The organism is Halomonas sp. BC1 (genome assembly GCF_002078135.1).
GTDB classification, from domain to species: domain Bacteria; phylum Pseudomonadota; class Gammaproteobacteria; order Pseudomonadales; family Halomonadaceae; genus Vreelandella; species Vreelandella stevensii.
Genome location: NZ_LFGS01000019.1, coordinates 31,554 through 50,664 on the forward strand (window position 1 = coordinate 31,554; position 19,111 = coordinate 50,664).

The following is a 19,111-nucleotide window of genomic DNA, read 5'->3' on the forward strand; positions in this document are numbered from 1 at the left end:
GCACCATGATACGCAACGGTCATCTGTCGTGCGTATACTCTGTAGCGCGTTTAACTCTCAGTTAGAACCATTTCCGAGGTGAAAACTCATGGCAGCTATCAGCGCCTCTCAGGTTAAGGAACTGCGCGAACGTACCGGTCTTGGCATGATGGAGTGCAAAAAAGCACTCACCGAAGCCGGCGGCGACATTGACGTGGCGATCGAAAACCTGCGTAAAAGCTCTGGCCTAAAAGCCGCTAAGAAAGCGGGTCGTACCGCTGCAGAAGGCGCCGTGGTAACGCGTGTCGCTGAAGACGGCAGCTACGGCGTCATGGTCGAAATCAACTCTGAAACCGATTTTGTTGCCCGCGACGATAACTTCATTGCCTTCGCCGATAAGGTTGCGGATGCCTTTTTCGCTGCCAAGAGCGAAGACGTGGCGGCCGTGATGGCGGGTGATCTGGAGTCTGTGCGTGAGCAGCTGGTTCAGAAAATCGGCGAGAACATCGGCGTGCGTCGTGCCGTCGTCGTCAACGCTGTAGACGCTGGTCTGGTTGGCGAGTACGTTCACGGTGGCCGCATTGGCGTACTGACCGTGCTGAAAGGCGGTAATGCCGAGGTTGCCAAGGACGTTGCCATGCACGTAGCTGCCATCAACCCGGCAGTGGCCCACCCGGCCGACATGCCCCAGGAAGAGCTGGACAAGGAAAAAGCCATCATCCTGGCGCAGCCGGACATGGCGGGCAAGCCCGAGCAGATCGCCGAGAAGATGGTCGAAGGCCGCCTGAAGAAGTATCTGGCCGAGAACAGCTTGACCGAGCAGCCGTTCGTCAAAGACCCGAACCAGTCCGTTGCCGAGTTCGTCAAGGCAGCTGGCGGTGAAGTGGTCAGCTTCATTCGCTTTGAAGTGGGCGAAGGCATCGAGAAAGAAGAAGTCGACTTTGCCAAAGAAGTTATGGAACAGGCTGGCCGTCGCTAAGGTCAGAGGTTTCTGTAAGATGATGGCGTGCGCGCGAGCGCACGCCTTCGTGTATCCGGCCCCTGTGTAATACAGGTGCTGTCTCGCCCACCTGTGTCCAGGTCTGCCTCAGGAGAGATGCCATGTCACGTGAGATTCAAGAGTCTGCCCCCGCTGCCACGAAAATCGACAAGTCGAAGTCGAAATACAAGCGTATTTTGCTGAAGCTGTCGGGCGAAGCGCTAATGGGAGAGCATGATTTTGGTATCGACCCCAAAGTGCTGGACCGAATGGCACTGGAAATCGGCCAGCTGGTCGGGATCGGTGTGCAGGTGGGTATCGTGATTGGAGGGGGTAACTTGTTCCGTGGCGCTGCGTTGAACGAAGCGGGCATGGACCGAGTGACGGGTGACCACATGGGAATGCTGGCCACCGTGATGAATGCGCTAGCCATGCGCGATGCGCTGGAGCGCTCCAATATTCGTTCACGGGTGATGTCGGCGATTCCCATGAGCGGGGTGGTGGAGCATTATGACCGCCGCACCGCCATTCGCTATCTGACCTCCGGCGACGTGGTGCTGTTCTCTGCAGGCACCGGTAACCCTTTCTTCACCACGGACTCGGCCGCCTGCTTGCGCGGTATCGAAGTGGACGTGGACGTCGTCATCAAAGCCACCAAGGTGGACGGCGTGTACAATAAGGACCCGGTGAAGTACCCCGACGCCGTAAAATACGACCAGCTCTCCTACGACGATGCGCTGGAGCAGAAGCTGGGCGTCATGGATTTGACCGCTATCTGCCTGGTACGTGACCATGATATGCCGGTGCGGGTATTCGATATGAACAAGCCTGGTGCCCTGCTGAATCTGGTAGTAGGGGGCAAGGAAGGCACGCTGATAGACAGAGGGTAACAACGTGATCAACGACATCAAGAAAGATGCAGAATCTCGCATGAAGAAGAGCGTCGAGGCGCTGCACGTCAACTTTAACAAGATTCGCACCGGGCGTGCGCATCCCAGCATCCTGGATGCCGTGACCGTCGAGTACTACGGTGGCCAGGTGCCGCTGAATCAGGTGGCTTCGGTCAGCGTCGAAGACGCGCGCACCCTGACCGTTGCCCCCTGGGAGCAGGGCATGGTGCCGAAGATCGAAAAAGCGATCATGACCTCTGACCTGGGGCTCAACCCCTCCAGTGCCGGTAACGTGATTCGCGTGCCCATGCCGATGCTCACCGAAGAAACGCGCAAGGGCTACATCAAGCAGGCGCGTGGCGAGGCCGAGACGGCCCGTGTGGCGGTGCGTAACGTGCGTCGTGACGCCAACGGTGACTTCAAGTCGCTGTTGAAAGAGAAAGAGATCACTGAAGATGATCAGCGCCAGGGCGAAGACGAGATCCAGAAGCTGACCGACAAGTACATCGCCGAGATCGACAAGGCGTTGGCAGCAAAAGAGCAGGATCTCATGCAGGTATAACGATGTCGTCGACATCGCAGACTGCGTTCACTTCACCACGGGCAGCCTGGCTGCCCGTGGGCCATCGCTTGGCTTTAATATGATTGATCTTTGGTGCGAGACCCCATGACCTCCCCCCAGCTTCCCTCACTGCAGCCGGGCGGCACGGAGCCTTCTCGATCCGAGGAGGGGCTGCCGTCCCATGTTGCGATCATCATGGATGGTAACAATCGCTGGGCTCGGGCGCGTGGGCTGTCAGGTGCGCGAGGCCACCGAGCAGGCGTCGAGGCCGTGCGTGCGGTCATCGAGCGCGCCGCCGAGCGGGGCGTCGACACCCTCAGCCTGTTTGCGTTTTCCAGTGAGAACTGGAAGCGCCCTGCGGCCGAGGTCAACGCGCTGATGGAGCTTTTTCTGATGGCCTTGAAGCGTGAGGTCAAGAAGCTTCACGAGCGCAATATACGGCTCTCCATCATTGGCGATCAGCGTGGCTTTTCCCACGCCATCCAGAAACACATTCAGCGTGCTCAGGCACTGACTGCCGACAATACGGGCATGCACCTGGTGATTGCCGCCAACTACGGCGGCCAGTGGGATATCACTCGCGCCGCACGCCAGTTGGCCGAACAGGTGGCCGCAGGCGAGCTGAGTCCCGAGGCCATTGACGAGGCGCGAATGGACGCCGCCATGGGAGTGGCGCAGGTGCCGCCGGTGGATCTGTGCATCCGTACCAGTGGCGAGCAGCGCTTGTCCAATTTCATGCTGTGGCAACTGGCTTACGCAGAGCTGCATTTCTCTCCCTTGCTGTGGCCCGATTTCAACGGCGCGGCTTTCGACGAGGCGGTGGACGATTTCTGTATGAGACGCCGTCGCTTTGGCATGACCGACGAACAAATAGAGGCGCAAGGTGCTTAAACAGCGAATCATCACCGCTGCCTGGCTGGCACCCCTGGTGCTGGCCGGGTTGTTTGGATTACAGGGCGGCGCGTTTGCGCTGTTTACCGCCGTTGTGGTGCTTCTGGGTGCCTGGGAGTGGACCAACCTCGCAGGCGTGACGCAACCGAGCCAGCGGCTTGGTGGCGTCGTCGGGATGGCGGTGCTCATGGCGCTGCTGTGGTTTAGCGGGGCGGCCTATTCGGTGTGGCCGCTATGGCTGGCTGCTGCCGGTTGGCTGCTGAACCTGTACTGGGTGACTCAATACCCGGCGGCGGGCCAGCAGTGGCAGAGCACCACTCGGCGGCTGTTGATGGGCGTCTGGGTGCTGCTGCCTTGCTGGGTGGGGTTCAACGTCCTGCGTGATAGCGGCGCTGTGTGGCTGCTGTTCGTGCTGCTGCTGGTGTGGAGTGCCGACATCGGGGCGTACTTTGCCGGTCGCCGCTGGGGTAAGCGCAAGCTGGCCCCGCGGGTCAGCCCCGGCAAGTCCTGGGAAGGCGTGCTGGGCGGTCTTGCCGCCACGTGCCTGCTGGCGTTGCTATTCGCGCTGTGGCAGCCCTTGGGGGTTGCTGGAGGCATCGCACTGCTGTTGATCACGGCTGTTGTCACGCTGATCTCGGTGCTGGGCGACCTGCTGGAAAGCATGCTCAAGCGTTATCGTGATATCAAGGACTCCAGCCAGCTGCTGCCCGGCCATGGGGGCGTGCTGGACCGTATCGATAGTCTGACGGCCGCCATTCCGACCTTCGCCTTGTGCTATCTGCTGGTACTGCAGGCTCAGGTGAGCACGCTATGAGCACCGCGCCCGTTCAGCAAGTGACGGTGCTCGGGGCCACGGGCTCGATTGGCACCAGTACCCTGGATGTGATCGCCCGTCACCCTGACCGCTATCGCGTTTATGCGCTGACGGCCCATACCTCAAAAGAAGCCTTGCTGGCGCAGTGTCAGGTACACCGCCCTCGGTTTGCGGTGCTGAATGACGCGAACGACGCCGAGTGGCTGCAGCAGGCGCTTGGACAAATGGGCATCGAAACCCGAGTGCTCTCTGGTCCTGAGTCGCTATGCGACGTGGCTAGCGCAGCAGAGGTCGATACCGTCATGGCCGCCATCGTGGGGGCCGCTGGCCTTCTACCAGCGCTGGCGGCGGCAGAGGCAGGCAAGCGCGTGCTGCTGGCCAATAAAGAGGCGCTGGTCATGAGTGGCGCGCTGTTCATGGAGGCGGTCGAGCGCTCTGGTGCCATCCTGCTGCCGATCGATTCTGAACACAATGCCATCTATCAGTGTCTACCCAGCGAGCATCGTGGTGGGCTGGCCAGGCATGGCGTGCGTCAACTGCTGTTGACCGCGTCGGGCGGTCCGTTCCGGGGCTGGGCGGCGGCCGACATCGCCAGGGTCACCCCCGAGCAGGCCTGTGCTCACCCCAACTGGTCCATGGGGCGCAAGATCTCTGTGGATAGCGCCACGCTAATGAACAAAGGCCTGGAGCTGATCGAGGCCTGCTGGCTGTTCGACGCCGCGCCTGAGCAGGTACAGGTGGTCGTACACCCGCAAAGCGTCATTCATTCGATGGCAGCCTACGACGATGGCTCGGTCATTGCGCAGCTGGGCAACCCCGATATGCGCACCCCGATTGCTTACGGCCTGGCGTGGCCGGAGCGCATCGATGCTGGCGTCGAAGCGCTGGATCTGTTCCAGGTGGCACGGCTGGATTTCGAGGCGCCCGACGAGGCACTGTTTCCCTGTTTGCGGCTGGCGCGAGAAGCGATTCAAAAGGGTGGCGCGGCGCCGGCCATTCTCAATGCGGCCAATGAAGTCGCGGTGGATGCTTTCCTGGCCGAAACCATCGGCTTCAGCGAGATTGCCGAGGTGGTGGCAGCGGTCATGGCACGGCCTTATCAGGGCGATGCCGCGTCTCTCGAGCAAGTATTGAATGCGGATCGCTGGGCGCGTGAGCAGGCGGAAATCATCGTGCGCCAGCGAATGGCTGAGCACTCTCCACTTTAACGGCGGGTCATGTAAAGGAGCGCGGCGTGGGCCTGATACAGAATATTCTAGCGGTTATCGTGGTATTGGGCCTGCTGGTCACGTTTCACGAGTTTGGCCACTTTTGGGTGGCGCGCCGGTGCGGTGTGAAGGTGCTGAGGTTCTCGGTCGGTTTCGGCAAGCCGCTGTGGTCGACGGTGGACCGCCACGGGACCGAATTTGCGGTGGCCGCTATTCCTTTGGGTGGCTACGTGAAAATGCTCGACGAGCGCGAAGCGCCGGTCCCTGAAGAGCAGCTGGACCAGGCGTTCAATCGCAAGACCGTCTGGCAGCGTATCGCCATCGTGGCAGCGGGCCCCATCGCCAATTTCCTGCTGGCCATCGTGGCCTATTGGGCACTGTTCGTGGCCGGTACCACCACGGTGGCGCCGATTGTCGGGCCAGTCACGCCCAACTCGCCAGCGGCCGAGGCCGGCTTGCCTCAGGGCAGTGAAATCACCGCCATCCAGGGCGATGCCATGCGCTCCTGGGAAGAGATCAATTTGAAGCTGGTATCGATGATCGGCTTCAATGGCGAGCTGGAGATCGAAGCGCGTCCGGAAGGCAGCAGTGCCTCGCGGGTATATCAACTGCCGATCAGCCGCTACATGGTCCGCCAGGACCCTCCGCAACCGCTGGAAACGCTGGGCTTCGTGCCGTGGCGGCCTGATGTCCCTGCCGTGCTTGGGCAGGTGCTGGAGGGGCAGGCAGCGGCCGAGGCTGGCCTCCAGCCGGGAGATCGTATTACGTCGTTGAACGGTGAGCCGGTCCGCGACTGGATGCAGTTCGTTGAAGTCATTCGTGACAGTGCAGGCCAGACCCTCAGCGTGGGTTACCAGCGCAACGGCGAAGCCGGTACGCTGACCATGACGCCGGGGCGCAATACGCTGGAGACTGGCGTTGAGGTTGGATACATTGGAGCAGGTGCCGAGCCGGTCAACTGGCCTGACGAACTGCTGCGCGATATTCGCTATGGGCCCATCGAGGCGCTGGGCCAGGCGCTGTCACGCACCGGTGATATGGTGCTGCTCACCGTCGATGCCATTCGCAAAATGCTGGTGGGGCTGATTTCGCCCTCCAACCTGTCGGGGCCCATTACCATCGCGCAAATCTCTGGGGATTCAGCGCGTGCAGGTACCGAAGCTTTCGTTAGCTTTCTGGCCTATCTGTCGATCAGCCTGGGTGTGCTAAATTTGCTGCCTATCCCCGTGCTCGACGGTGGTCATTTGCTTTACTATTTCGTCGAGGTGCTGCGCGGGCGACCAGTATCTGAGCAGACACAGGCAATAGGCCTCCGCATTGGGCTGGCCATGGTAGGCACCCTAATGCTGATGGCGCTCTATTTCGACTTGATGCGCCTGTGGTAATAACGCGTGTAGCGCGCGGATGGCTTGTCATCTGCCTGCACAAATGTATATGGTGCCTGTCTTAACGACAGGCAGACCAACGCGAGCGAACTGACTGCATGAAAATCAAGACCCTTGGAATGGCGGCACTCTTGCTGGTAGGCGCCAGCGGCGCCCAGGCACAATCCTTTGATGTTTCGGACATTCGTGTGGAAGGACTACAGCGGGTATCCGCCGCCTCGGTCTTTAATGCGTTTCCTGTCAGTGCCAACGACCGCGTCAGTGAGCAGCAGCTGGCCGCTGCCGCGCGTGACCTGTTTGCCACTGGCCTGTTCGAAGACGTCTCGCTAGCCCGGGAAGGCGATGTTCTGGTCATTCAGGTCGTCGAAAGGCCCACCATTGCGCGTCTGAACATTACCGGCAATCGGCAGATTTCCGATGACGACCTGCGTAATGGTCTGCGTCAGTCTGGCCTGTCTGAAGGGCAAGTGCTGCAGCTCTCCACGCTCGACGATATCGAGCGTGAGCTGGAAGGGGTTTATCAGTCGCAGGGCCGCTACAGCGCCAGCATCAATGTCGGCGTGGATGAAATCGACGAAGGCCGGGTTCAGGTCAACATCGACATCAACGAAGGTGAAGTGGCCAGGATTCGCCAGATCAATATCGTGGGCAACCGTGATTTCGATGACGATACGCTGCGTGGTGTCTTCGAACTGAACGACCGTCCCGGACGTTTCTTTGGCTGGTTCTCGCGGGACGAGTACTCCCGGGAAGCGCTCTCTGGGGACATCGAGCGTCTGCGCTCTTTTTATCTGGATCGCGGCTATGTCAACTTCGACGTGACCTCCACGCAAGTCTCGATTGGGCCTGAAAAGTCCGAGATCTTCGTGACGTTGAACATCGACGAGGGTACTCAGTACCGGGTTGGTAACATTCGTTTCGCGGGCGACCTGCAAATCAGCGAAAGCGAAGCGCGCAACCTGCTGCAGATCAACAGTGGCGAGATTTTCTCCCGTGGCGACGTAAACGCATCCACGGAAGCGTTGCGTCAGCGCCTGGGGGCCGAAGGCTTCGCGTTTGCCGAAGTGCGCGGTATCCCTGAAATGGCCGACGACGGTGAGACCGTCGACCTGGTGATCGCGGTTGATCCGGGCCAGCGGACATACGTGCGTCGTATCGAATTCCTTGGCAACACCACGACTCAGGACGAGGTGTTGCGCCGTGAAATGATTCAGCTGGAGGGGGCGCCTGCCTCCACGGAGTCCATTACCCAGTCGCGTCAGCGCCTGGAGCGGCTTGGCTTCTTCAGCCAGGTGGAAGTCGACACTCAGCCCGTACCGGGGCAGCCCGACCTGCTGGATGTCACCTACAACGTGGAAGAGCAGCCTTCCGGCTCCATCTCGGCCAGTGTCGGTTTCTCGCAAAGTGCCGGGGTGATCTACGGCGTTGGCCTGGCCCAGAACAACTTCCTGGGCACCGGTAACCGAGTCAACGTCGGCGCGCAGCGCAGCGACACCTTCACCAGCGTGAACTTTGCCTTTACCGACCCCTACTGGACCCTGGACGGCATCTCCCGAGGTTATAACGTTTTCTATCGCGAGACGGACTACGCCGACTCCGATATCTCTACGTTCTCCACCGACGCCTACGGCGCGGGCATCAACTTCGGTTACCCTGTCAGTGAGCTGTCGCGGCTCAACTTCGGGGCGAGCATCGAAGACATCACCGTCAAGACCTACTTCGACACGGCCTCTGAAATTCGCCGTTACGTGGAAGACGAAGGCGACAATGCCCAGAGCTTGAAGCTGACCGCCAGCTGGACCCGTAACAACCTGAACCGCGGTATCATGCCGACGGCGGGCAACTATCAGCGTCTCTCGCTGGAAACCGGGGTGCCGGGCAGCGATGCGGAATACTACAAGGTTCAGGCCCGCGCCCAACAGCTCTTCCCGATCAACGACGATCAGACCTGGGCATTCAAGTTCAGCGGTAACCTGGGCTATGCCGATACCCTGGCCAGCAACGATCCTTACCCCTTCTATGAGAACTTCTATGCAGGGGGCCTGGGCTCGGTGCGTGGTTTCACGTCCAACACCCTGGGGCAGCGCACTACGCCCGCCCGCGAGGGTGGCCGTGATCGTACCCTTGGGGGGAACGTGCTGGTGCAAGGCAGTGCCGAAGTCCTCTTCCCGATGCCGTTCGTCGAGAACCAGCGCTCGGTACAGCCTACGCTGTTCCTGGATGCGGGGAATACCTTCCTGAGCTCCTGCTACGACGTGCTGGAAGAGGATGCTGGCCGCCAGCAGTGCAGTTCTGGCGTTGATCTGGGCGATTTACGCTACAGTGTGGGTATTGGTCTCTCCTGGCTGACGCCCGTGGGTCCCTTGACCTTCAGCATTGCAGAGCCGTTAAACGATGAGAGTGGCGATGACACGCAGTTCTTCCAGTTCTCGCTTGGCCAAACGTTCTAACTCAAGGAGTGTCATGATAATGCGTAAACTGACCGCCGCTGTGTGCCTTTTCGGAGCCATGACGCTACCTGCCTACGCGGCTGAAGTGGCCGTGCTGGATTGGCGCGCAGCGCTGATGAACACCCAGTCGGCACAATCATCGCTGAGCCAGCTCGAAAGCCAGATTGGTGGCCAGCAGCGTGAAGCGCAGTCGCTGGGTAACGAGCTGCAACAGCTGCAAACTCGCCTGCAGCAGCAGGGCGAGACCATGTCGCAATCCGAGCGCGATGCGCTGATTGCCGAGCTGCAGCAGAAGGGCAGCCGTTTCGAACAGCTTCGTCGTGAAGTGATGCAGGCGCAGCAAACCTCCGAACAGCAGTTCCTGGAAAGCGCCGAGTCCAAGCTCGAGCGGGCCGTGGAGCAGGTGCTGGAGCGTCATAACATCGACGTGTTGGTAGAGCCTCAGGGAGTGCTGCACTCCTCGACGGACCTTCCCAATGTGACCAACGAGGTCACGCAGATTTTTGATTCGCTGAACTAATTCATGACCGTGGGTGCGGCGCTCGTTGGCCGCACCGCTGCTTTCCTGGGCTCCCATGATGCACGCTTCTCAACACCTCACCCTGGCTGATATCGCTCGTCATCTGGACGTTGCTTTTGAGGGCGACGCCGACCAGCCAATCCGTGGCCTGGCCACCCTCAAGGAAGCCGCGCCCGATCAGGTAGCGTTTCTTGCCAATCGCGCGTATCTCAAGGATCTGGCCACGACGCGTGCTGCCGCCGTTCTGCTGCACCCGGAGCACGGCAAGAATTGCCCGGTGCCACGGTTGGAAATGAGCAACCCCTACCTTGGCTACGCCAAGCTATCGCAGCTGTTTGACCCTTTGGCGGCCCGCGATGTGCCGGGCATTCATCCCCGCGCTGTGGTGGCGGAAGGCGTCACACTGGGTGAGGGCGTCTCGATTCAGGCCAATGCGGTGATCGAATCGGGGGCTGTGCTGGGGGATCGGGTGATCGTTGGGGCAGGCAGCGTGGTGGGGGCCGACAGCCGTCTGGGTGACGATACTCGGCTGCACGCCAACGTGACGGTGTGTCATGGCGTCATCATCGGTAAGCGGGTCATTCTGCAAAGCGGCTGTGTAATCGGTGGCGATGGCTTCGGGTTTGCCCACGATGGCGCAGGCTGGCACAAGATCGCCCAGTTGGGCGGCGTCATCCTTGGCGATGATGTCGAGGTCGGCAGCTGTTCGAGTATCGACCGCGGCGCATTGGGCGATACGGTCATTGGTAATGATGTCAAGATCGACAGCCAGGTGCAGATTGCCCATAACGTCACGATTGGCGACCACAGCGCCCTGGCGGGCTGTGTGGGCATTGCGGGTTCTACCAAAGTGGGCAAGCACTGCATGCTGGGCGGCGGCGTTGGCTTGTCGGGCCACTTGACCTTGTGCGATGGGGTGCAGGTGACGGGTATGAGTCTGGTGACCAATTCGATTCATGAGCCAGGTGTCTACTCCTCCGGCACGGGCGCCATGAGCAACACTCAATGGCGCAAGAACGCGGTGCGCTTCAAGCAGCTGGATGATATTGCCAAACGATTGGCGCGATTGGAAAAAAGCCAGCGTTGATCGTGAAGCAAACAAGGATTTTGAGGATGCGTGGCTTGAGGCTCGATAGCAGCGCGTTATAATCCTCTGCCTTTTGGCCAGCAGGAGTGCTGGTGCCTGCCTGACGCTGTTCAGGCGCTATGTCTATTTAGAGGTCGTTACGATGGTTATGGATATCAACGAAATTCGCGAGTACTTGCCCCACCGCTATCCCTTCCTGCTGGTGGATCGAGTCACGGAACTGACCGTGGGCGAAGCCATCGTGGCGTACAAGAACGTAAGCATCAATGAGCCATTCTTCAATGGTCACTTTCCGCATCACCCCATCATGCCGGGCGTGCTGGTCGTCGAAGCACTGGCGCAAGTGTGTGGCATTCTGGGCTTCAAGACGGTCAACAAGCTTCCGGCAGATGGCTATGTCTACTATCTGGTCGGCAGCGATAACGTACGTTTCAAGCGCCCGGTCATGCCGGGTGACAAGCTGACGCTGGAAGCCAACGTCATACGTGGCAAGCGCGGCATCTGGAAATTTGCCTGCCGTGCCACGGTGGACGGCGAGCTGGCGTGTGAAGCAGAAATCATTTGTGCCGAGAGGAAGGTGGCTTGATACATCCTACTGCACTGGTCGACCCCACGGCACGACTGGCCGATGACGTTGAGGTTGGCCCTTTTAGTGTGATCGGGCCCGATGTCACCATCGGTGCCGGTTCCGTCATTGGCCCCCATGTGGTGATCAAGGGGCCCACCGTGCTGGGTGAACGCACGCGTATTTTCCAGTTTGCCTCGGTGGGGGAAGATTGCCAGGACAAGAAGTACGCCGGCGAGCCGACGCGGCTGGTCATGGGCGATGATAACGTGATCCGTGAAGGGGTGACGCTGCACCGTGGTACGGTGCAGGATCGCAGCGAAACCACCATCGGGTCGCGTAACCTGTTCATGGCATACGTGCACGTTGGCCATGACTGCGTGATTGGCAACGACTGCATCCTGGCCAACCAGGTCACCCTGGCAGGGCACGTGACGCTGGGCAACCATGCCATTCTGGGCGGGCTCTCGGCGGTGCATCAGTTCTGCCACTTTGGGGACCATGCCATGGCGGGTGGTGGCTCGATCATCACCAAGGATACCCCGGCGTTCGTCATGATCAACGGTAACCCTGCCGAAGCGCGTGGCCTGAACCTGGTCGGCCTCAAGCGCCGAGGCTTCAGCCGCGAGGCGATTGCTGCCCTGACTACCGCCTACAAACTGGTCTACCGTCAGGGGCTCACCGTCGAGCAGGCCATCAGCGATATGCGCAGCCGCTTCGACCTGCCGGAAGTCGCGCAGTTTGCCGACTCCATCGAGCGCTCCACGCGCGGTATCGTGCGCTAATACACCTCAACTGGCTGTCTTGTCTCCATGACACTGCAACGTGTATACCTTGTGGCAGGCGAACTCTCTGGCGATATTCTGGGCGCGGGGCTCATGCGTGAGTTGCGTGCCCGCTATCCTGACGTGGAGTTTCGCGGGATGGGGGGGCCCCGCATGGAAGCGCAGGGCCTGCAAAGCCGCTTTCCACTGGAAACGCTATCGGTGATGGGGCTGGTCGAGGTGCTCAAGCACCTTCCCGAGCTGATCCGCGTACGCCGTACCCTGCGGGAAGACGCGCTGGCCTGGCAGCCGGACATCATGATTGGCATCGATGCGCCTGATTTCAACACGGGGCTGGAGAAACAGCTGCGTGAAGCGGGGGTGACCACGGCCCATTACGTCAGCCCTTCGGTATGGGCCTGGCGCCAGGGGCGGGTCAAGAAAATCGCCAAGGCGGTGGATGGCATGCTGACGCTGCTACCCTTCGAGGCTGACTTCTACCGCCAGCATCGCGTGCCGGTGGCGTTCGTGGGCCACCCCCTGGCGGACGAGCTGCCCTTGGTCAACGACCGTCAGGCGGCCCGTGAAGTGTTGGGGTTAAAGCTCGACGGGCCGGTATTGGCGCTGCTGCCGGGCTCCCGTGGCAATGAAGTCCGCTTCATGGGGGCGACCTTCCTGGCGGCGGTCACGCTGCTCTGCCAGCGCCACCCTGATCTGCAGGTCGTGATCCCTGCGGCGACTGCCCAGCGGCATCGGGAGCTTACCGAGCTGCTGTCCGGCTACCCTGCGCTGCACCCATCGGTAACGCTGCTGAACGGCCAGGCAAGAGAAGCCATGGTGGCCAGCGATGCCGTACTGCTCACCTCTGGTACGGCCGCTCTCGAAGCGATGCTGTGCCACCGGGCCATGGTGGTGGCCTACAAGATGGCGCCCGCAACCCATTGGCTTGCCCAGCGGCTGGTCAAGACGGCCTGGATTTCGTTGCCCAACTTGATCGCCCAGGAGAGTGTGGTTCCCGAGCTGATTCAGCACGCCGCTTCGCCGGAGGCCATTGCCCAGCAGGTGGGCGAGCTGCTGGAGGAGGCTTCCACCCGTCAGGCGCTGGAAGAGCGCTTTGCCGCCATGCACGCCGCGCTACAGCGCAATGCCAGCCAGCGTGCTGCCCAGGCCGTGGCGGCGCTGGCGGCGGGGCAGCCGCTGGAGGCCGTCACGGATGGCCATTGATTCCAGTGATTATCCCCCGCTGGTAGTGGCCTATACCGGCCCCTACCTGGCCGGTGTGGATGAAGTGGGGCGTGGCCCGCTGATCGGCAGCGTGGTGGCGGCGGCGGTGATACTCGACCCCCAGGCGCCCATCGAAGGGTTGACCGATTCGAAGAAGCTGACGGCCCGCAAGCGGGAGCAGCTGGACGTGCAGATACGGGAGCGAGCATTGGCCTTTGCGTTGGCCGAGGCCAGCGCCGCCGAAATCGACACGCTCAACATCTATCATGCCACGCACCTGGCCATGCGGCGCGCCATCGATGCCCTGATGCCCGCTGCCGAATACCTGCTGGTGGATGGCAACCGGCTGCCGGGGCACGCCTTGCCGGGCCAGGCCGTCGTCAAAGGCGATGCGCGCCACCCTGCGATTGCCGCCGCCTCGATTCTGGCCAAGGTGGCCAGGGACGCTCAGATGGCCGCGCTGGATTTACGCTATCCTGAGTATGGTTTTGCGCGCCACAAGGGCTATCCGACCAAAGAGCACCTGGCGGCTCTGGAAGCCCATGGCCCGCTAGCCGAACACCGCAAAAGCTTTGCGCCGGTACAGCGTCAGTTAGCGCTGCTGTAGCGCTGCCTTTTTTCATTTGCGCTTTATGCTGAGAGTCTCATGACGGTTCCGTTCGTTCATCTTCGTTTGCACAGTGAATACTCCCTGGTCGATGGTCTGGTCAAGCTCAAGCCGCTGGTCAGTACCACCGCTGAACGGGGGATGCCCGCGCTGGCGCTGACGGACGAGACCAACCTGTTTGGCCTGGTGAAGTTCTACAAGGCGGCGCAAGGGGCGGGGCTCAAGCCTATCATCGGCAGCGACCTGTGGCTGGCCAATCCTCACGATGAAGCGCACCCGTACCGCATTACGCTGCTGGCCATGAACCAGGACGGCTATCGCAACCTCACCGAGCTGATCTCCAGGGGGTGGACCCACGGGCAGCGCCAGGGGCGGGCGATTCTCGACAAGCAGTGGGTACTGGCTCAGAGCGACGGACTGATTGCGCTGTCCGGCGGCCGCGATGGCGACATTGGCCGTCATTTGCTGTCGGAACACGAGCGTGAAGCGCGCCAACTGCTGGAGGAGTGGCAGCAGGCCTTTCCCGACCGTTTCTACCTGGAGCTGGTGCGCACAGGGCGGCCGCTGGAGGAAGCCTGCGTGCACGCCAGCGTCAAGCTGGCCATCGAGACCAACACGCCGGTGGTGGCCACCAACGACGTACGCTTTCTGGCCCGCGACGATTACTGGGCCCATGAAACCCGTGTTGCCATCGGGGAAGGCAAGGCGCTGGACGACCCGCGCCGCGAGCGCCGCTATACCGAAGAGCAGTACCTGAAAAGCCCGGAAGAGATGGCGGCCCTGTTTGCCGATATTCCGGAAGCGCTGGAAAACAGCGTGATGATTGCCGAGCGCTGCAGCGTGGATGTGCGCCTGGGCGAGATATTCCTGCCGGAATTCGGCATCCCTGAGGGCATGACCCAGGATGAGTTCTTCCGCAAGGTCTCCCATGACGGCCTGACCGAGCGGCTCGACTTTCTGTTTCCCGCCGAGGAGTACCCCCGCGACGGCGACGCCTTCCGTGAGATCGAGCAGCGCTACCGTGACCGCCTGGAGTTCGAGCTCAACGTCATCATCCAGATGGGGTTTCCAGGCTACTTCCTGATCGTCATGGACTTCATCCAGTGGGCCAAGGATAACGGCGTGCCCGTTGGCCCTGGGCGGGGTTCCGGCGCGGGCTCGCTGGTGGCCTACGCTCAGAAGATCACCGACCTGGACCCGATTGGCTACGACCTGCTGTTCGAGCGCTTCCTCAACCCCGAGCGTGTCTCGATGCCCGACTTCGACGTCGACTTCTGCATGGAGAAGCGCGACCGGGTCATCGACTATGTTGCCGACCGCTATGGTCGCAACGCGGTCTCCCAGATCGTCACTTTTGGCACCATGGCCGCCAAGGCCGTGGTGCGTGACGTGGCCCGTGCCCAGGGCAAGCCCTACTCGCTGGGTGACAAGCTCTCCAAGCTGATCCCGTTCGAAGTGGGCATGACGCTAGCCAAGGCCATCGAGCAGGAGCCCGCCCTCAAGGAGTTCATCGACAACGACGAAGAGGCGGAAGAGATCTGGGAAATGGCCCTGAAGCTGGAGGGCACCACCCGGGGCACCGGCAAGCACGCGGGGGGCGTGGTCATCGCACCCACCAAGCTGACCGATTTTTCGCCGCTGCTGTGTGACGAGGATGGCGCCGGGCTGGTGGTGCAGTTCGACAAGAACGACATCGAAGACGCCGGGCTGGTGAAGTTCGACTTCCTGGGGCTGCGAACCCTCACCATCATCGACTGGGCGCTGGAGATGGTGGACAAGGTACGCGATGCCGCAGGCCAGGGCCCGCTCAATATCGATGCCATCCCGCTGGACGACGGCAAGACCTTCGAGATGCTCAAGCGGGCAGAGACCACGGCGGTGTTCCAGCTCGAATCCCGCGGCATGAAGGAGCTGATCAAGCGGCTGCTGCCCGACTCCCTGGACGACATGATCGCGCTGGTAGCCCTGTTCCGTCCGGGCCCGCTGCAGTCGGGCATGGTGGATGACTTCATCAACCGTAAGCATGGCCGGGCGGAAGTCTCTTATCCACACCCGGATTACCAGCATGAGCTGTTGAAACCGGTGCTGACGCCGACCTACGGCATCATCCTGTACCAGGAACAGGTCATGCAGATTGCCCAGGTGATGGCTGGCTACACCCTGGGCCAGGCGGACATGCTGCGCCGGGCCATGGGTAAGAAAAAGCCCGAAGAGATGGCCAAGCAGCGCTCCGGTTTCATGGAAGGCTGTGCCGCCAACGGCATCGACAAGGACCTGGCGGGCAACATCTTCGACCTGGTGGAGAAATTCGCCGGTTATGGCTTCAACAAGTCGCACTCGGCGGCCTACGCGCTGGTTTCTTACCAAACCGCATGGCTGAAGGCCCACTACCCAGGCCCGTTCATGGCGGCGGTCATGTCCACCGAGATGGACAACCTGGACAAGGTGGTACCGCTGATCGAAGAGTGCCGCCATCTGAAGCTCACCGTGACACCCCCGGATGTCAACGTGGGTGGCTACAAGTTCACCGTGGATACGGAAGGCCGCGTAGTGTACGGCCTAGGAGCCATCCGGGGCGTGGGCGAAGGCCCGATTGGTGCCATCGTCGAGGCGCGCAATGCCGATGGCCCCTTCAAGGACCTGTTCGATTTCTGCCGCCGTATCGACCCCAAGCGCATGAACAAGCGCACCCTCGAAGCGCTGATTCGCTCCGGGGCGCTGGACACCCTGGGGCCCAACCGTGCCGTGCTGGCTGCCGCCATGGAAGACGCCCTCAAGGCCGCCGCCCAGAACCATGCCAACCAGAATCTGGGCATGCTGGACATGTTCGGTGACGCGTTTGCTGCCGAAGAAGAGGCCGGCGATGTGTACGCCGAGTACCGTCATGCCCGGGAGTGGACCGACCGCGAGCGTCTCTCGGGTGAAAAAGACACCCTGGGGCTTTACCTTACCGGCCACCCCATCGATGAGTACGAGCGCGAGCTCAAGCGCTTCGTCTCTACGCGCATCAGCGACCTCAAGCCGTCCCGCGAGCCCCAGCGGGTGGCAGGGCTGGTGGTGGCCATGCGCACCATGAAGTCCAAGCGTGGCGACACCATGGCCTTCATCACGCTGGACGACCGCACCGGGCGTATCGAAGCGTCGCTGTTCGGTGAGCTGTTCGACCAGTTGCGCGGTCAGATCGAGTCGGATCAGGTCATCATCGTCGAGGGGGAAGTCTCCAGCGATGACTTCTCGGGCGGGCTGCGCCTGCGCGGCAAGGACGTCACTCCGATGGTCACCGCCCGGGTGCGCTATGGCCAGGCCGTGGAGCTGGCGCTGGATGCCGGGCAGATCAATGGCCGCCTGGTGGATAGCCTGCGTGACAGCCTCTCGCCTTACCGGGATAGCGAAGGCCTGCCGGTGAGGCTGCAGTACCGCCATCCCGAGGCCGTAGGGTGGCTGGAGCTGGCCGATGAGTGGAAAGTGGCCCCCAGCGACGACCTGCTATTGGCCCTGCGTGACGTTCAGGGCCAGGTGGGCGTCCAGCTGCGCTATCGCTGAGCCCTTGCGTGGCGGGGTCAGGGTGCGATAATGGCCCCAACCGAGATGCGTTTTGATAATGCCTTTTTATGACAGGCAGCTTACAGGCAGAGCCGATGAATCCAAATTATCTTGATTTTGAACAGCCCGTCGCCGAGCTCCAGGCAAAGATCGAAGAGCTGCGTCTGGTCAGCTCCGACAGCCAAGTGAACCTCTCTGACGAGATTGCCCGGCTGGAAGAGAAAAGCCGCAAGCTGACAGAGTCGATCTTCAAGGACTTGACCCCCTGGCAGGTTTCCCAGCTATCGCGGCACCCACAGCGCCCCTATACGCTGGATTACCTGGAGTACATCTTTACCGACTTCGACGAGCTGCACGGTGATCGCAACTTCGCCGACGACGCGGCGCTGGTCGGTGGCGTTGCTCGTCTGAACGATGCGCCGGTCATGGTCATTGGCCATCAGAAGGGCCGCGACGTCAAAGAGAAAGTGCGCCGCAACTTCGGCATGCCGCGCCCGGAAGGCTACCGCAAGGCGTGCCGTTTGATGGAGATGGCCGAGCGCTTCAAGATGCCCATTCTCACCTTCATCGACACTCCCGGCGCCTACCCCGGCATCGATGCCGAAGAGCGTGGCCAGTCCGAAGCCATCGCCTATAACCTGGCCGTCATGTCGCGGTTGAAAACGCCGATCATCTCCACGGTGGTCGGGGAGGGTGGCTCCGGTGGTGCCCTGGCGATAGGCGTGTGTGACGAGCTGCACATGCTGCAGTACTCCACCTACTCGGTCATCTCTCCGGAAGGCTGCGCCTCCATTTTGTGGAAGAGTGCCGAGAAAGCCTCCGACGCGGCTCAGGCCATGGGCATCACGGCCGAGCGCCTCAAGGAGCTGGGGTTCGTGGACTCGCTGATCAAGGAGCCGCTGGGCGGCGCCCACCGTCATCCCGTGACCACCGCAGAGCGGGTCAAGGAAGCGCTGAGCGCAAGCCTCGAAAGGCTCCAGGCGCTGGACCATGAGGCGCTGCTGGAGCGCCGCTACGCACGCCTGATGAGCTATGGCGCCCCTGCCGCCTGACGCACTGCTCGCGCTGCTCGACGACGCCCTGGCGGAGACCCCGCCGGGGCGTTGCGTTTGGGTAGCGCTCTCGGGCGGGCTGGACTCCTCGCTGCTGCTGACTCTGGCCGCAAGGGCCTGCCAGCGGCGTGGACGCAGCCTGCGTGCGCTGCACGTTCACCATGGTTTGCAGCCTGCCGCCGCCGACTTCGAAGCCCACTGTGCAGCGCTTTGCCAGCGGCTCGGCGTCCCGCTCAGCGTGGCGCGGGTCAGCGTCGAACCGCAGGGGGAGGGTATCGAAGGCGCTGCCCGGCGTGCGCGCTATCAGGCTTTTCTCGAGCACCTCGCCCCCGGCGACACGCTGTGGCTGGGCCAGCATCAGGATGATCAGGCAGAGACCTGGCTGTTGGCAGCGCTGCGCGGAAGCGGTATTCGTGGGTTGGCTGGCATGCCTTGGCGCCGCGAGTGGCAGGGCCGTGTGCTGCTGCGCCCGTGGCTGAGCGTTCGGCGAGACCAACTGCGCGAGGCTGCTCGGCAGGAGGGGCTGGCGTGGTGCGAGGACCCCACCAATCAGGATACCTGCTACGATCGCAACTACCTGCGCCACGCCGT

The 19,111-nt window shown here is 61.7% G+C and carries 17 protein-coding genes; all 17 read left to right on the forward strand.

Annotation, left to right across the window (positions count from 1 at the left end):
- Positions 1-88: 88 nt before the first annotated feature.
- On the forward strand, positions 89-958 hold the full coding sequence (gene tsf / locus B7L72_RS14205; RefSeq protein ID WP_081195119.1) for a translation elongation factor Ts: 870 nt from the start codon (positions 89-91) through the stop codon (positions 956-958).
- A 122-nt stretch (positions 959-1,080) separates the two neighbouring features.
- A complete protein-coding gene (gene pyrH / locus B7L72_RS14210) occupies positions 1,081-1,848 on the forward strand; it encodes a UMP kinase (RefSeq protein WP_016915047.1) in 768 nt (255 codons plus the stop codon).
- A gap of 4 nt (positions 1,849-1,852) precedes the next feature.
- Positions 1,853-2,410, forward strand: coding sequence for a ribosome recycling factor (gene frr, locus B7L72_RS14215; protein ID WP_081136731.1), 558 nt, complete (start codon positions 1,853-1,855; stop codon positions 2,408-2,410).
- A gap of 105 nt (positions 2,411-2,515) precedes the next feature.
- Positions 2,516-3,301: a polyprenyl diphosphate synthase gene (gene uppS / locus B7L72_RS14220; RefSeq protein WP_081195121.1), complete on the forward strand. Its 786-nt coding sequence runs from the start codon at positions 2,516-2,518 to the stop codon at positions 3,299-3,301.
- The gene (locus tag B7L72_RS14225; RefSeq protein ID WP_081136727.1) at positions 3,294-4,115 is read left to right on the forward strand and encodes a phosphatidate cytidylyltransferase; all 822 of its coding nucleotides are present in this window, start codon (positions 3,294-3,296) and stop codon (positions 4,113-4,115) included. The genes uppS and B7L72_RS14225 overlap by 8 nt, the downstream gene beginning before the upstream one ends.
- Positions 4,112-5,323: a 1-deoxy-D-xylulose-5-phosphate reductoisomerase gene (gene ispC, locus B7L72_RS14230; protein ID WP_081195123.1), complete on the forward strand. Its 1,212-nt coding sequence runs from the start codon at positions 4,112-4,114 to the stop codon at positions 5,321-5,323. The genes B7L72_RS14225 and ispC overlap by 4 nt, the downstream gene beginning before the upstream one ends.
- Before the next feature lie 26 nt (positions 5,324-5,349).
- Positions 5,350-6,708 (forward strand): RIP metalloprotease RseP, encoded by a 1,359-nt coding sequence (rseP, locus tag B7L72_RS14235; RefSeq protein WP_081195125.1) that lies wholly within the window; start codon positions 5,350-5,352, stop codon positions 6,706-6,708.
- 98 nt (positions 6,709-6,806) lie between these two features.
- Positions 6,807-9,158 carry an outer membrane protein assembly factor BamA gene (bamA, locus tag B7L72_RS14240; RefSeq protein WP_446718571.1) on the forward strand — a complete coding sequence of 784 codons (2,352 nt, stop codon included), beginning with the start codon at positions 6,807-6,809 and terminating at the stop codon, positions 9,156-9,158.
- A 19-nt stretch (positions 9,159-9,177) separates the two neighbouring features.
- Complete coding sequence (locus tag B7L72_RS14245; protein WP_039175240.1) at positions 9,178-9,678, forward strand: OmpH family outer membrane protein; 501 nt, start codon at positions 9,178-9,180, stop codon at positions 9,676-9,678.
- Between the two features lie 55 nt (positions 9,679-9,733).
- Positions 9,734-10,765, forward strand: coding sequence for a UDP-3-O-(3-hydroxymyristoyl)glucosamine N-acyltransferase (gene lpxD, locus B7L72_RS14250; RefSeq protein ID WP_081195718.1), 1,032 nt, complete (start codon positions 9,734-9,736; stop codon positions 10,763-10,765).
- Positions 10,766-10,907: 142 nt separating this feature from the next.
- Complete coding sequence (gene fabZ, locus B7L72_RS14255; RefSeq protein ID WP_026001844.1) at positions 10,908-11,351, forward strand: 3-hydroxyacyl-ACP dehydratase FabZ; 444 nt, start codon at positions 10,908-10,910, stop codon at positions 11,349-11,351.
- Positions 11,348-12,115, forward strand: coding sequence for an acyl-ACP--UDP-N-acetylglucosamine O-acyltransferase (gene lpxA, locus B7L72_RS14260; protein WP_081195129.1), 768 nt, complete (start codon positions 11,348-11,350; stop codon positions 12,113-12,115). Before fabZ ends, lpxA begins: the two co-directional genes overlap by 4 nt.
- A 27-nt stretch (positions 12,116-12,142) precedes the next feature.
- Complete coding sequence (gene lpxB / locus B7L72_RS14265; RefSeq protein ID WP_081195131.1) at positions 12,143-13,318, forward strand: lipid-A-disaccharide synthase; 1,176 nt, start codon at positions 12,143-12,145, stop codon at positions 13,316-13,318.
- Positions 13,308-13,925 (forward strand): ribonuclease HII, encoded by a 618-nt coding sequence (gene rnhB / locus B7L72_RS14270; protein ID WP_081136717.1) that lies wholly within the window; start codon positions 13,308-13,310, stop codon positions 13,923-13,925. The genes lpxB and rnhB overlap by 11 nt, the downstream gene beginning before the upstream one ends.
- A 39-nt stretch (positions 13,926-13,964) precedes the next feature.
- Positions 13,965-17,468 carry a DNA polymerase III subunit alpha gene (gene dnaE, locus B7L72_RS14275; protein WP_081195133.1) on the forward strand — a complete coding sequence of 1,168 codons (3,504 nt, stop codon included), beginning with the start codon at positions 13,965-13,967 and terminating at the stop codon, positions 17,466-17,468.
- Between the two features lie 95 nt (positions 17,469-17,563).
- Entirely contained in the window at positions 17,564-18,520 is a 957-nt protein-coding gene (gene accA / locus B7L72_RS14280; protein ID WP_016915033.1) for an acetyl-CoA carboxylase carboxyl transferase subunit alpha, read from the forward strand.
- The coding region (gene tilS / locus B7L72_RS14285) for a tRNA lysidine(34) synthetase TilS (RefSeq protein WP_081195719.1) at positions 18,501-19,111 on the forward strand (611 nt) is incomplete at its 3' end. The genes accA and tilS, both read left to right, overlap by 20 nt.